Below are 14337 nucleotides of genomic sequence, written 5' to 3'. Positions count from 1 at the left end.
TGTCCGGCCCGCCCCCGCCCCTCGGGGGGACCCTGCTCCGGCTGATGCCCCTTCCGGACGGCTGTGGCCGAGGCCGGCTGTACGACCGCGGCCGGGACCGGCTACACGACTGTGGCCGCCGGCGTCGGCCACGCTCCGCGGTCCACCAGGTCGAGGACGAGTGCCGCAATGTTCCACGCGTCGTCCTCGCCACGGTGGTGGCGTCCTTCGAGGGGCAGCCCGGCGATCCGCAGGGCGTGGCTCATGCCGGGCTTCTTGCACAGCCCGTACGCCGCGGCGAACGCGGCCTTGGCATTGGTGTGCGTACGCTCCGTCGGACGGCCGAAGGGGTAGGCCACCCTGCCGGCCTGGCTCTGCCGGGCGAACTGCAGCCGGTCGTACTCGCCCCAGCTCGCCCAGGGACGCTCGGCCGCCTGGTGCTCTGCGACGAGGATCCGGCATGCCTCGGCGAAAGAGACGCCCCGGTCCACCTCGGCCTGCGTCAGGCCGGTCAGTTCCGTGCAGAAGTCGCTGACGGCCGACCGGGCGGGGCGGACCAGGATCCGGTGCCGGGACACACGGCTCCGTGCCGACACGTCCACGACGGTCAGACCGATCTCGATGATCTCGTGCACGGAGCCGGGCGGCGGTTGCCCGTCCCAGCAGGTGGCTTCGACATCGATGACGTTCAGCAGGCCGGGATCGTGACGCATGGGGACGAGGTTAGGGACGCGCACCCGGGTCCGGCACCTGGATTTCTCGGCCGAGGGGGCGGGTCAGCGCGGGTCCGCCATGCCGGCGGCGAACGTCGTGCCGTCCGTCGGGTCGATCAGGAGGAAGGAGCCGGTGCGGCGGGAGTCGGCGTAGGAGTCGAGAGCGACCGGTTCGGCGGTGCGGATCCTCACGCGCCCGATGTCGTTGGCGACCAGGCTGCCGGGGGCGGGATACGGCGCCAGGGTGTCGAGGGTGAGCCGGGACGGGATCTCCTCGACGATCGCCCTGACCGTGCGGGTGGTGTGCTTGAGCAGGACGCGCCGGCCGACGGTCAGCGGCTGGTCGGCGACATGGCAGACGGTCGCCTCGACGCTTCGGGTGAGGGCGGGTGCCCGGTCGCTCGCCACGATCAGATCACCGCGCGCGATGTCGATGTCGTCCTCCAGCAGGACAGTCACCGACTGGGGGGCCCAGGCGGCCTCCACCGGCCCGCCCAGTTCGTCGATGGCCGTCACGGTCGAGGTGCGGCCGCCGGGCAGGACGGTCACGCGGTCGCCGACGCGCAGTGTGCCGCGGGCGATCTGCCCCGCGTAACCGCGGTAGTCGGAACGCTCGTCGGTCCGCGGGCGGATCACGCACTGCACGGGGAGACGGGCTGGTTCACGTGCCGTGTCCCGCTCCACGGGGACAGAGGCGAGGTGTTCGAGAATGGTGGGGCCAGCGTACCAGTCCATGTTCGCGGACGGTTCCACCACGTTGTCGCCGGACAGCGCCGAGATCGGGATGGTGGTGACCTCGTGGGCGCCGAGGGCGCCGGCGTAGGCCGTGAACTCCTCGGCGATCGCGGCGAAGACAGATTCACGGTGGTCGACGAGGTCCATCTTGTTGACCGCGAGCACGATGTGCGGGACCCGCAGCAGCGTCGTGAGCGCGGCGTGGCGACGGGTCTGCTCGACCACTCCGTTGCGGGCGTCGACGAGGACGACGGCGAGGTCGGCGGTGGAGGCGCCGGTGACCATGTTGCGGGTGTACTGCACGTGGCCGGGGGTGTCGGCGAGGATGAAGCGGCGGCGGGGCGTGGCGAAGTAGCGGTAGGCCACATCGATGGTGATGCCCTGTTCCCGCTCGGCCCGCAGGCCGTCGGTCAGCAGCGCCAGATCCGGGGTGTCCGTGGCGGAGGCCCTCGTGACGGCCACCAGTTGGTCGGTGAGGACCGACTTGGAGTCGTGCAGCAGGCGGCCCACCAGGGTGGACTTGCCGTCGTCGACCGACCCGGCCGTCGCGAAGCGCAGCGTGTCGATGGTCGTCATGGCTAGAAGTACCCCTCCCGTTTGCGGTCTTCCATCGCGGCCTCGGACATCTTGTCGTCGGCGCGGGTCGCGCCCCGCTCGGTGAGCCGGGAGGCGGCGATCTCGGTGATCACGGCGTCCAGCGTGGTCGCGTCCGAATCCACGGCACCCGTGCAGGACATGTCGCCCACCGTCCGGTACCGCACCCGGCGCTTCTCGACCCTCTCGTTCTCGCGCGGCCCGCCCCACTCGCCGGCGGTCAGCCACATCCCGGCCCGCTGGAACACCTCACGCTCGTGCGCGAAGTAGATCTCCGGCAGCTCGATGCCCTCGCGGGCGATGTACTGCCAGACGTCCAGCTCGGTCCAGTTGGAGAGGGGGAAGACGCGGACGTGTTCGCCGGGTGCGTGGCGGCCGTTGTAGAGGTTCCACAGCTCGGGGCGCTGGCGTCGCGGGTCCCACTGGGAGAACTCGTCGCGCAGTGAGAACACCCGCTCCTTGGCCCGTGCCTTCTCCTCGTCGCGGCGGCCGCCGCCGAAGACGGCGTCGAACTTCTCCGCCTGGATCCTCTCGGTGAGCGGCACGGTCTGCAGGGGGTTGCGGGTGCCGTCGGGGCGTTCGCGCAGCACTCCGCGGTCGATGTAGTCCTGGACGGAGGCCACGTGCAGCCGCAGCCCGTGGCGGGCCACCGTGCGGTCGCGGTACTCCAGCACCTCGGGGAAGTTGTGTCCGGTGTCGACGTGCAGCAGGGAGAAGGGGACCGCGGCGGGGGCGAAGGCCTTCAGTGCCAGGTGCAGCATGACGATGGAGTCCTTGCCGCCGGAGAAGAGGATCACCGGCCGCTCGAACTCGCCCGCGACCTCGCGGAAGATGTGGACCGCCTCGGACTCCAGCGCGTCCAGGTGCGACAGCGTGTACGGGGTGGTGCCGGTCTTGCCGGAGACACGGGTGACGGTCGTCATGCCAGACCCCTCTCGGTGAGCAATGTGTACAGCGCCGTCGCGGACTGCCGTACGGACTGGGCTTGCGAGTCGATCCGGAGATCGGGCGACTCCGGTTCCTCGTACGGGTCGTCCACACCGGTGAGCCCGGAGATCCGCCCAGCGGCCTGCCGGGCGTACAACCCCTTCACATCGCGTTCGGAGCACACCTCGACCGGCGTCGCCACATGAACCTCGACGTAGGCAGTCCCGGTCGCCCGATGACGCTCCCGGACGGCGGCGCGGCTGTCCGCGTACGGCGCGATCACCGGCACCAGTGCCAGCACCCCGTTGCGGGCGAGAACCTCGGCGACCAGTCCGATGCGCTGCACATTGGTGTTCCGGTCCGCGCGGGAGAAGCCCAGGCCGGCCGAGAGGAAGCGGCGGATCTCGTCGCCGTCCAGTACTTCCACACGGCGGTTCTCCGAGCGCAGCACCCGCGCCAGTTCGCATGCGATCGTCGTCTTCCCGGCGCTCGGCAGACCGGTGAGCCATATCGTCGCGCCCGGCCGGCAGGTGCAGTAGGCGACCGGGGTGGTCCGGGTATCGGTCTTCGTGGTGCAGCTAGGCATGGGAGAGGTCCTTGTCACTGGTGGGCGGTCCGGTGCGACCGATGGCACTCTCGGGTGACCCCTCGCGGGGGAGCTGCAGGGTCAGCGCGCCCAGGACCAGCGTGGTCACCGCGATCACGACGTAGTACCAGGTGAAATCCCCGGTCCATGACTTGAGGAAGCCCGCCGTGTAGTTCCCGACGATTCCGCCCAGCCCCTGCGTCACGTTGGTGACGCCGAAGATGACGGTGGCGGCGGCACCGGAGGCGGTCTTCGACACATAGGCGGGAACGAGCCCGTAGATGGGATAGAAGGCGAGGGCGAAGAGGACTCCGGAGACCATGGGGAGATAACCGACGGGCGCCAGCACGAGCAGGACCGCCGAGACGAAGAACATGCCGTAGCACAGGACCAGCGAGCTGCGAACACCGATCCTGTCGGAGAGCCAGCCGACGGCGAAGCCCGCGAACATGCCGATGACGCCGATGACGCCCCACACCTGTGCCGCGAATCCGATGTCGAAGCCGAGTCCCTCACGCAGGTAGGGCGAGAGATAGTTCTGGAACGGCATACAGGCGAACCCGTTGAGGAACTTCATCACCCAGACGATGACGACCCACCGCACGAGCACCATGCGCCAGCCCGCCCGCGCGCTGTCGTCGCGGTCCGTGGTTCCCTGCGTTCGGGGGCCCAGCGCGTCGCCGGCCGGATCGGAGGCCCGCTCGCTCCGGAACAGTCCCAGCCGGTGGAAGGCGAAGGCCGCGATGGCGGTGGAGGTCAGGGTGCCGAGTCCGACGCAGTACCAGAGGCCGCGCCAGTTGCCGGCGCCGACGAACGACGGGACCAGGAGACTGTTGACGAAGACGCCGTAGCTGGTGCCGCTGGAGATCAGGCCCAGCACCTTGCCGCGGTGTTCGTAGTCGATGGTCCTGCCGACGATCTCGACCAGCGGTACATAGACGGAGGCCGCCGTACCGCCCATGATCGTGAGCAGCACGCCGATGACGACGATGCTGTCCGTGAGCGGTATGAGCACCAGGCACAGACCGCACAGGGCAGCCGAGCCGATGGTCACCTGACCGCCGCCCACTCGGGTGGAGAGCCAGGTGCCGAGCAGCGCGAACAGCAGGAATCCGAGCTGTCCCGACGCCGTGACCGTACCGACGACGGTGTAGCCGAAGCCGAGGTCCTTGCGCATGTCGGTGACGATCTGCGCGAAGAGATAGAACCCGAATCCGTAGGTGGCCGCCACGAAGCTGGTCAGCAGCGCCGTGATGACGAACGCGGCGACGACGCGTGAGCGTGGTGTGGGTGGCGAAGTCTCGGTTGCCACAACCGGTGCCTTTCTCTACCTGTCCGACCAACTGGTGTGGGCCGGTCGTGTCAGGGCTTCCTGGCGACGTGGATGATGAAATCGGTGGTGTCGTCGTCGAAGTTCCGGTCGAAGTCACCGAATTCCTCGACCGCCGCGAATCCGGAGTCCACGAGCAGGTCGGACAGTTCGGCGGACAGGATCGGGTACACCTCCAGATGGTGGGTGTCGCCGCCCGGGAAGTCGTAGCGGAAACGGCAGAGCCGGTCGTCGATGTGCGCGACCGAGACCGAGGCCCCCGTCCCGCAGTAGTAGTGGTTGCCGCTGCTGCGGTAGCGGTGGCGGCGGATGGCGTCGAAGTTGCGGTGGTCGACGACGAGCACACCGCCGGGGTTCAGCGCCTGATGGAACTCGGCGAGGACCGCTCGGCGCTCGGACTCCTGGAAGAGATGGGGGAAGGAGCTCCCGAGGCAGACGATCGCGTCGTAACGGCCGTCGATGTTCTCCCGCAGCCGTCGCCAGTCCGACTGGACGATGGGAAACGACTGGCCGTGACGGGCGGCGTTGACACGGGTGCGTTCGATCATCTCCGCGCTGCCGTCGACCGCGGTGACGTCGAATCCGGCCTGTGCCAGCGTCACCGCGTGGTACCCGGTGCCGGCCGCGACGTCCAGCACACGACGGGCTGCGGCCGCCTGCAGGATGTCCACGAAGAAGCCCTGTTCGGACTCCCCGCGGCGGTCCCAGTCGATGAGGTCGTCCCAGTGGTCGACGAGTGTGCGGACGTACTGGCCCGCGAAGTCGTCCGCCGATGGGGCGGTGTCGGTGGTCATGTGTCTCCCCGGTCGTCTGTCGGTGTGAGGGGATCGATCGCTTCGCGGCGGCGGGCTCAGCGGAACCCGGCGGCGAAGGCGGCGTACTTGCGGCCCAGTTCGTCGGCCCAGTCGGCGCAGTCCCCGAGCTTCATGCTGGGGCAGTCGTAGCCGAGCAACCGCTTCATGACGGACATCTCCGGCTCGGTGAAGTGCACGGTCGCGTCGTCGTCGATCCGGTCGATGCCGTCCGCGCGTTGGCAGTCCTCGTTGAGGCGGACCGCTTCCTCCTGGGTGAGCCCGTCCGGCAGGTCGAGCGTGCCGCCCTCCCGGTGCACACGGACCGGATACCCACCGGGGAGCCCGCCCGGTGCCGGGGCGTGCGCCAGGACTCCGCTGTCCGTCGCCATGCCGTGCAGGACCCGCACGGCGGAGGAGGCGGTGAGCAGTTGGCCGTCGATGCCGCCCAGCCGTTTGAGCCGGTGGTCGAGCTGGGCGAACAGCGCGTGGTGATCGACCTCGGCGGTGCTCGCGCGGCCGTCGACGCGCACGTCCAGGTGGTACGCGCCCTTGCCCGCGTCACCGAACCGGGGGACGTAGTGACTGAAGTAGTGCTGGGCGACCAGGCGCAGCCGCACGTCGGCCGGGTGTTCGCCCAGGAGATGTGCCGCCCCGTGGGTGAGGGCGGGCACGATGTTGGCGACGTTGCCCACGCCGATGGTGGGAGCGAGGCCGACCTTGCCGAGCACGGGGCCCACGGCGTCCGGGAAGGCGGCGTTCACCACCCTCGTGTCGACGGCGGACTCCCGCACCGCCCGCATCAGCAGGTGGTTGAGTGTCAGGTGCATGGGCAGCCAGGGCCCGAACTGGGCCTCGTCCAGCTCCTCGAACGTCTGCCGGGGCAGTTGGGTGATGACCCGCCACGACTGGAGTGAGCCGCCCATGAAGACGATGTCCGGGCGCACCCGCGCGAGGGTCTCGGCCGTGGCCCCGACGTTCCTCAGGTCCATGTGCACCGTGTCGACGCTGCCGTGCCGGCCCAGGTTGGTGGCGGTGAACAGGGCGAGATTGCCTCGCCTGCGGATGGTCTCGGTGTCTCGCCCGGCCAGCACGACCCGGTCGGTCGCCGGATCGCCGAGCAGCATGGTGAGGACCTTGGCCGAGAGGTCGCCCATGCCGACGAGCATGATGAGGGGTTTTTCCTCGGGGCTCGGTGTCGTGCCCCGGGTGCGGGAGTGTCGGCTCACCGTCTTCGCCTCTCTCTCAGCGCGGGTAGCAGCCGTTGTCGGCGCGCAGCAGGGCGCCCGTCAGGGTCCGGGACCGGTCGCTCAGCAGGTAGGCGCACACGTCGGCGACGTACTCGGGGAGGATGTCGCCGTCGAGCAGCTCCTGCCGCTTGTACTCGGCGTACCGGTGGTCGGGGATGCGGTCGGCGATGGCCGTACGGACGATCAGTCCGGGTGAGACCACGTTGACCCTGATGTACGGGGCGAAGTTCATGGCGTTGGACTTGGTGAGCCCGATGACGCCCGACTTGACCGTTCCGTACAGCGCGTCGGAGCTGCCCACCTCTCCGGCGACCGAGGCCAGGTTCACGATCGCGCCACGCCGCTCGGCGGGCAGGAGGTGGCCGGCGAAGCGCCGCGAGAGCCACAACGGGCCCTTGATGTTGACGGCGATGACCCGTTCGATCGTCTCGTCGTCGTACTCCCACACCGGTTGTCCGAGGTAGAGCCCCGCGTTGTTGACCAGCCCGTCGACGTCCGGATGGGCGTCGATGACCGCGTCCATGAAGGCGTCGCAGTCCTCGTGCGAGGCGACGTCGCGGACGTGCGTCTCCAGCGGCCGTCCGTCGTGCTCGTCGGCGAGGGACTTCAGTCCGGCCTCGTCGATGTCGCAGGTGACGACCGTCCTGCCCTCGTCGAGGAGACGGCCCACCAGGGCCCGGCCCACTCCGCCGGCTCCGCCGGTGACGATCACGGTGCGGGCGCTCACAGCGCCACCTCCTTCGCCGGCCGGAGCCGGAACTGGTCCAGGTGTGTGTAGAAGGGCAGGCAGTGGCGCACGAAATCCCGCAGGTGCGGCTTGTCGGCGTAGCTGAACCGGTAGTCGCGCCGCGGGGCCCGGATTCCGCTGCTCGCCGAGACGTCGGTGTGCCATCCGCTCCACGTGGTCCACTCCGGCCGCTCCCCCGCCGACCAGCGGAGGGCTTCCGGCAGGAACGGCACGTCGATGGCCTCGCAGTAGGCGGCGATGGTCTCCGTCGGCCGGGCCGCCAGGTCCGCGGCGTTGAGGACGATCGGTTCGGTGCCCGTCAGTTCGGTCACGTGGTCGAAAAGCCGGGCGAGTTCCTCGTAGCCGAGTACGTCCCGGGTGACGTCGGGGTGCACGGTGGCGTGCGAGAGGACCGCCTCCTCCGGGTCCCGGATCAGGAAGGTGTTGACCTGACCCCGCAGGTACTCGGGGTCGGCCAGCAGATGGTCCAGGCAGTGGTAGGGGAAGTCCTTGTGGAACACCGGCTGTTCCCGCCGCGCCTCCTCCATCGTCCGCTTGAGGTCGGGGTAGGTGAGCGGGTGCCCCGGCTGGGGGTTCTTGTGGGGGATCGCGGCGCGTTCCTCGTGCATGAAGAAGACGTAGGCGAACTCCTCGTGGAAGACCTTGAAGTCGCCACGCTCGATGAAGGACCGTTCGAGCGCCGTCGACATCGATCTGGGATGACTCCACAGCGCGATGGACGGGTGCATGGGGGATTCATCTCCTCGGGCCGTGGTCATCGGGTGCTTCCGGAGAGCAGCAGCGGCTGCGTGGAGTGGGACATCGTCTGCAGTTGATGGGCGATGAAGTCGAGCAACTTCCGTGTGTTGCCGAGGACTTCGGCGTAGGTCTCGATGAACGATCCGTAGTGCGAGAACTCGTCCACGCCCATGCCCTGCGGGTCGTAGGCCCGGTGGAAGGAGGGGAGCCACATCAGCTTCTCCAGCACCCGGGCCGGGACCTCGCGCTCGATGGCGTCGGCGGCGAAGGCCGGCAGCTCATGGTCACGGCGCATCACATCGGCCACGAACCGGGGCTTGCAGGTGTAGGCGATCGCTCCGCCCGCGCTCTCCTCCAGATGCATGCTCAGCGCCCCGGACCCCGTCGCCGGATCCTCGACCTCGAGGCTGGACAGCAGCAGCTTCACCGGGTGGCCGTGTTCCGCGATACGGCGGTGGACGCGTTTGAGGATGGCGACCTCGGCCCAGCGGATCTCACTCGGGGTGAGGTCCATGCCGCGGATGGCGGCCTCGCACCGCAGATCGGTGTTGGCCCCGAAGCGCCCGGTCATATGGGTGAAGACGGCACGCCACCGGTCGGTCGCGACGCCCCGGCGGCGGGCCTCCGCGAGCCCGGACTCCACGGCCTCGGCGCAGGCGAGGAACTGCGGAACGGTGTACGAGAGTGTGTTGTTGACAGACGTCCCGCGGGCGACCAGGTTCCGGATCACCTCGTACCCGGCCGCGGATCCGGGCACCTTCACCATCAGGTTCGGCGCTATCCGAGCGATCCGCAGCGCCTGTTCGAGCATGAGGTCGGCGTTGAACATCAGCCGTGGATCGAGCTGTCCGGAAACCCAGCCGAACCGACCGTCGCTGGCCTCCCACATCGGCAGCATCCGGGCCGCCGCCCGGCGCAGCGCCTCCTCGTACACGAGACGGAAGGTGCTCTCCACGTCCGGGAGGCTCTGCCTGCGAATCGTCTCCCGGATCTCCGCCCGCCACGTGTCGGGCGAGGCGAGAATGCTCTTCGCCACCAGTGAGGGGTTGGTCGTGATGCCACGGACCAGCGAGGTGTCGGGTTCCTCCGGACAGAGAAAACGGTCGAGTTGCCGGCTCCAGCGACAGCGCGATTCCGTGTCCGGCGCGTCGTCCAGGAAAAGCTTGCGCCACCGGGGGAAATCGAGCGGTGAGGAGTCCCACCAGATTTCGGCGGCGGGGCTGACGCGCTGCAGTTCTTCAAGAACGATGGGCATGCGAAGAGCACCTTCCGGTCTGATCCCCGAACTCGGGGAAAGACGGCACACGTACTGAAGCAGGCCGTTCTAGCGAGCCGATATCGAACCGCTCACGGGCCGCCGCGCCGGCCCCGTCGTGAGCAGAGCGGGCAGCGCGGCCATCGACTCGAAGGTGACCGCGCCGGCCGCGCCGAGAACGGCGGCCGTGCCGTTCTCGGGCGGCGCGTACCCGAACACCGTCATTCCGGCGGCGACCGCGGCCTGCACGCCGACGAGGCTGTCCTCGACGACGACGCATCGGTCGGCCGGAACGCCCAGATCACGCGCGGCGTGCAGGAAGAGTCCGGGGTCCGGCTTCCACGCGCCGACCTCGTACGCGCTGTAGATGCGGTCGGCGAACCGCGGCAGCAGGCCGGTCAGTCCGAGCGTGTGCTCGATCTTGTCGCGGGGTGCGCTGGAGGCCGTGCAGAACGGCACGGTGAGTTCGTCGAGCATCCTCGGCACGTCGGGCACCGGCCGCAGGGCGACGGTGAACAGGGCGGCCGCCCTCCGGCGGAACTCCGGCACGAAGTCGGGCGCCAGCGACCTGCCGAGGCGGGTTTCGAGCTCCGCGACCCAGGTGGCGACCTTGCGGCCGCGGATGAAGGCGAGGGCGGCGTCCGGTGTGAGGACGATTCCCTCGTCCGCCGCCATCTCCAGCATGGCCTGTGAGCTGAGCTTCTCGCTGTCCACCAGTACGCCGTCGCAGTCGAAGACGACCAGACTCTTTTCCACGGTCGGGGCCTTTCGTCGAGATGCGAACGAATCCCACAGCACCACGGCTGCCTCACGATTCACTCCTCGTCGGATATCACGGGTATCAGCGCGGCCAAAAAGGTTGAAAACGGGCGCGGTTGACATAGTCCTGAGTGATTCGAGCCGGAAAGTGGAGCCGTTGTGGTGCCCGAGTTACGTTCTGCAGCACCGGAAACTTCGACACGAGAGGAATTCCCATGGAGTTCGGAGTTCTCGGCCCGCTTTCCGTGACGGATTCGACGGCGAGTTCCACGGCCCGCGCCGCGTCGGGTGAGCGTCCGTGCGACATCGGGGGCCGACTGCCGTCCGCGCCCAAGACACGACAACTGCTCGCGCTGCTGCTCCTGCACGCGGGCGACCAGGTCTCGCTCGACACCTGTGTCCAGGAGTTGTGGGGTGACGACTCACCACGCAGCGCGGTACAGAGCGTGCACACCCGGGTCTTCCAGCTGCGCAGGGCACTCGCGGCGTGGCCGTCCGTGGGTTCCGCGGACGCGGCGAAGCAGCTCCTGCAGACGCGCTACCAGGGCTACGTACTGCGCGTGCGGCAGGGCGGCCTGGACCTGCACGCGCTGGAGGGCCGCCTGGCGCAGGCCCGCCGTGCCCAGGCGTTCGACGACGACGTGCTCCTGGCGACCTCGCTGCGCTCCGCACTCGCGCTGTGGCGCGGCCGCACCCTCGTCGACGTCCAGGCCGGCCCGCACATCCAGGCCCAGGTCGCCCGCCTCGAAGGCGTGCGGATGACGGTCCTCGAACAGTGTCTGGACGCCGAACTGAGGCTCGGTCTGCACCACCAGTTGCTGTCCGAGCTGGGGCTGCTCGTCTCCCGCTATCCGATGCACGAGAACCTGCACGCCCAGTACATGATCGCCCTCTACCGGTGCGGGCGCACCGCGCACGCGCTGGAGGTCTTCCACCTGCTGAGCCGCCATCTCGCCGACGAGTTGGGCATCGAGCCGTCGCACAAGCTGCGCAAGCTGCAGACCGCCGTGCTGACCGAGAACGCGGAGCTGGACGTGCGGCCCCCGCAGAACCTGCGGCTCTCCCTGGATCTCGTCGCCAGCCGCTGACACCCCTCGCCGACGAAAGCGCCCGGGCACCCACGAGAGCCACCGCACCCCATGAGAGAAGAGTCAGCGATGCCGGCCCCGTCTCCCCGCGCCGCCACCGTCCCGGCCACCCCCGAGGAACGCCGTGTCCACCGTTTCCAGACCCGTGTCACGGTCTGCGCCGGCGGCGGCGAGGTGTGCGACGGATGGATCCTCGGGGTCGTGGGCACCGCCCTGCCGCTCGCACGCGCCGACCTCGCGCTCACCTCGCTCCAGACAGGACTGATCGGTGCCGCCACGCTGATCGGCATCTTCTTCGGAGGGATCGTCTTCGGACGGCTCACCGACAGGTTCGGACGCCAGAAGATGTACCTCTTCGACCTGCTGGTCTTCCTCGTGGGCTCGGTGCTCCAACTCGTCGTCGACAACGCCCTGCACCTCTTCGCCGTACGGCTGCTCATGGGTGCCGCCGTGGGCGCCGACTACGCCATCGCCGGGGCGCTGGTCGCGGAGTTCGCCCCACCCGAGCGCCGGGGACGACTGCTGGCCTCGCTCATCGCGTTCTGGTACGTCGGCTACACACTCGCGGCGACCGTCGGCCTGGCCCTGTCGTCCTTGAGCACCGACCCGTCCCTGTGGCGCTGGATCCTCGCCAGCAGCGCCGTGCCGTCCCTCGTCGTGCTCGTGGCCCGGCTGGGCACCCCCGAATCACCGCACTGGCTGGCGAGCAGGGGCCGGTTCGCCGAGGCCGACGCGATCAGCCGGCGCTGGCTCGGCACCGGCTACGACGGGACGGGCACGGAAGGGACCCTGCCGGCACGGTCCGGCCGCGCCGGGACCGGAGCCGACGGGACGAGGGACGAGAGGACCAGGGACGGCAGGAGCAGGGACGAGAGGACACCTGCCGCACCGGCCGGCCTCGCGGCGCTGTTCTCCAGCCCCTACCGGCGCAGGACCGCCTTCACCAGCCTCTTCTGGCTCTGCCAGATCACCCCGTTCTTCGCCATCTCCACCTTCGCCCCGCAGGTGCTGTCCTCGCTCGGCGCGGGCGACGACGGCACCGGTGAGGTGGCGCTCAACCTCTTCCTGCTGCTCGGCTGCCTGAGCGGGGTCCTGCTGATGGACCGGGTCGGCCGGAGGCGGCTGCTCATCCACCCGTTCCTGGTCACCGCGGCGGCCCTGCTGGCTCTGGGTCTGTGGCCACACGGCCCGCGGTGGGCGATCGTCGGCTGCTTCGCCGTCTTCGCGTTGTTCCACGCGGCGTCCAGCACGCTCCAGGCGGTCTACCCCAGCGAGGTCTTCCCCACCGAGATCCGGGCCACCGGTATCGGCTTCGCCGCCGCCGTCAGCCGTGTCGGCGGCGCGGTCGGTACCTTCCTCGTCCCCGTCGGCCTGCAGGAATGGGGGGTGAGCGCCGTCGTCCTCTGTGGCTGCGCCCTCTCCCTGGTGGGAGCGCTGGTGTCGGTGGCCTGGGCCCCCGAGACGAGCGGCCTGTCGCTGTCGACGTCGAGTGCGCCGTACGACGTGCCGCCGCGCGACCCGAACGCGGAGAACCAGCCTGTCTGACCTGCCCCCGCGCCTCTCGCACCAGTTGCCGAAGGAGAGCCCATGTCCCGCCGTCTGTTCACGTCGGAGTCGGTCACCGAGGGCCACCCCGACAAGATCGCCGATCAGATCAGCGATGCCGTCCTGGACGCGCTGCTGAGTGAGGACCCCCTGTCACGCGTCGCCGTGGAGACACTGATCACCACGGGACACGTCCACGTGGCGGGCGAGGTGACCACAGGCGCGTACGCCCCGATCGCCGCCCTCGTGCGCGACACGATCCTCCGGATCGGCTACGACTCGTCGGCGAAGGGCTTCGACGGGGCCTCGTGCGGGGTGTCGGTGTCGATCGGCTCGCAGTCGCCCGACATCGCCCAGGGCGTGGACACCGCCTACGAGAAGCGCCTCGCGGGAGAGGCCGCGAGTGAGCGGGACGATGGGCTCGACGCGCAGGGCGCGGGCGACCAGGGCCTGATGTTCGGCTACGCGACCGACGAGACGCCCGAGTTGATGCCGCTGCCGATCCACCTCGCGCACCGGTTGTCCCGACGTCTGGCCGAGGTCAGGAAGGACGGGACGATCCCCTACCTCCGTCCGGACGGCAAGACCCAGGTCACCGTCGAGTACGAGGGGGACCGACCGGTCCGCCTCGACACCGTCGTCGTCTCCTCCCAGCACGCGCGCGACATCGACCTGGACGCCCTGCTCACGCCCGACCTGCGGGAACACGTCGTGGAGCACGTCCTCGCCGGGCTCGCCGAGGACGGCGTCAAACTGGAGACCGAGGGGTACCGGCTGTTGGTGAACCCGACCGGCCGCTTCGAGATCGGCGGCCCCATGGGGGACGCGGGGCTGACCGGGCGGAAGATCATCATCGACACGTACGGCGGCATGGCCCGCCACGGCGGCGGCGCGTTCTCGGGCAAGGACCCCTCCAAGGTGGACCGCTCGGCGGCGTACGCGATGCGCTGGGTGGCGAAGAACGTCGTGGCGGCCGGTCTGGCCCGTCGCTGCGAGGTCCAGGTGGCCTACGCCATCGGCAAGGCCAGGCCGGTCGGACTGTTCGTGGAGACCTTCGGCACCAACACCGTCGACACCGAACGCCTCGAACGGGCCGTCACCGAGGTGTTCGACCTGCGCCCGGCCGCCCTCGTCCGTGACCTCGACCTGCTGCGCCCCATCTACTCCGGGACGGCGGCGTACGGGCACTTCGGCCGTACGCACCCGGACTTCACCTGGGAACGCACCGACCGAGCCGCCGAGCTCCGGCGCCGAGCGCTCCTCTCACGGTGACCGGCGCCGGCGGGCCCGCGGCGGGCA

Annotated in this window: 14 protein-coding genes; 3 read left to right on the top strand and 11 right to left on the bottom strand. The window is 69.6% G+C overall.

Features of this window, described 5'->3' with window-relative positions; all coding sequences use genetic code 11:
• Window positions 1-101: 101 nt before the first annotated feature.
• The 11 genes from P8T65_RS42995 to P8T65_RS42945 form a co-directional block, all read right to left on the bottom strand.
• Window positions 102-692 (bottom strand): 3'-5' exonuclease, encoded by a 591-nt coding sequence (locus P8T65_RS42995; RefSeq protein WP_316730872.1) that lies wholly within the window; start codon window positions 690-692, stop codon window positions 102-104.
• Window positions 693-755: 63 nt separating this feature from the next.
• Entirely contained in the window at window positions 756-2003 is a 1248-nt protein-coding gene (locus tag P8T65_RS42990) for a GTP-binding protein (RefSeq protein WP_316730871.1), read from the bottom strand.
• A 2-nt stretch (window positions 2004-2005) separates the two neighbouring features.
• Entirely contained in the window at window positions 2006-2944 is a 939-nt protein-coding gene (cysD, locus tag P8T65_RS42985) for a sulfate adenylyltransferase subunit CysD (protein ID WP_316730870.1), read from the bottom strand.
• Complete coding sequence (gene cysC / locus P8T65_RS42980; RefSeq protein ID WP_316730869.1) at window positions 2941-3534, bottom strand: adenylyl-sulfate kinase; 594 nt, start codon at window positions 3532-3534, stop codon at window positions 2941-2943. Before cysC ends, cysD begins: the two co-directional genes overlap by 4 nt.
• A complete protein-coding gene (locus P8T65_RS42975; RefSeq protein ID WP_316730868.1) occupies window positions 3527-4846 on the bottom strand; it encodes an MFS transporter in 1320 nt (439 codons plus the stop codon). The genes cysC and P8T65_RS42975 overlap by 8 nt, the downstream gene beginning before the upstream one ends.
• A gap of 50 nt (window positions 4847-4896) precedes the next feature.
• Entirely contained in the window at window positions 4897-5658 is a 762-nt protein-coding gene (locus tag P8T65_RS42970; protein ID WP_316730867.1) for a methyltransferase domain-containing protein, read from the bottom strand.
• Window positions 5659-5714: 56 nt separating this feature from the next.
• Window positions 5715-6884 carry a hypothetical protein gene (locus P8T65_RS42965; protein ID WP_316730866.1) on the bottom strand — a complete coding sequence of 390 codons (1170 nt, stop codon included), beginning with the start codon at window positions 6882-6884 and terminating at the stop codon, window positions 5715-5717.
• 16 nt (window positions 6885-6900) lie between these two features.
• The gene (locus P8T65_RS42960; RefSeq protein WP_316730865.1) at window positions 6901-7632 is read right to left on the bottom strand and encodes an SDR family oxidoreductase; all 732 of its coding nucleotides are present in this window, start codon (window positions 7630-7632) and stop codon (window positions 6901-6903) included.
• A complete protein-coding gene (locus P8T65_RS42955; RefSeq protein ID WP_316730864.1) occupies window positions 7629-8381 on the bottom strand; it encodes a hypothetical protein in 753 nt (250 codons plus the stop codon). The genes P8T65_RS42960 and P8T65_RS42955 overlap by 4 nt, the downstream gene beginning before the upstream one ends.
• A gap of 26 nt (window positions 8382-8407) precedes the next feature.
• Entirely contained in the window at window positions 8408-9646 is a 1239-nt protein-coding gene (locus P8T65_RS42950) for a transaldolase family protein (protein WP_316730863.1), read from the bottom strand.
• Between the two features lie 69 nt (window positions 9647-9715).
• A complete protein-coding gene (locus P8T65_RS42945; RefSeq protein WP_316730862.1) occupies window positions 9716-10402 on the bottom strand; it encodes an HAD-IA family hydrolase in 687 nt (228 codons plus the stop codon).
• A gap of 218 nt (window positions 10403-10620) precedes the next feature.
• Between P8T65_RS42945 and P8T65_RS42940 the strand changes: the two genes are divergently transcribed.
• From P8T65_RS42940 to metK, 3 genes are all read left to right on the top strand, one after another.
• Window positions 10621-11493, top strand: a complete 873-nt coding sequence (locus P8T65_RS42940; protein WP_316730861.1) for an AfsR/SARP family transcriptional regulator — start codon at window positions 10621-10623, stop codon at window positions 11491-11493.
• A 69-nt stretch (window positions 11494-11562) separates the two neighbouring features.
• Window positions 11563-13038, top strand: coding sequence for an MFS transporter (locus tag P8T65_RS42935; RefSeq protein WP_316730860.1), 1476 nt, complete (start codon window positions 11563-11565; stop codon window positions 13036-13038).
• 42 nt (window positions 13039-13080) lie between these two features.
• Window positions 13081-14310, top strand: a complete 1230-nt coding sequence (gene metK, locus P8T65_RS42930) for a methionine adenosyltransferase (protein WP_316730859.1) — start codon at window positions 13081-13083, stop codon at window positions 14308-14310.
• Window positions 14311-14337 lie beyond the last annotated feature (27 nt).

The organism is Streptomyces sp. 11x1 (genome assembly GCF_032598905.1).
Lineage (GTDB): Bacteria > Actinomycetota > Actinomycetes > Streptomycetales > Streptomycetaceae > Streptomyces.
The sequence above is the reverse complement of the archived record's forward strand: the minus strand, read 5'-3'. Positions and strand labels throughout refer to the sequence as shown.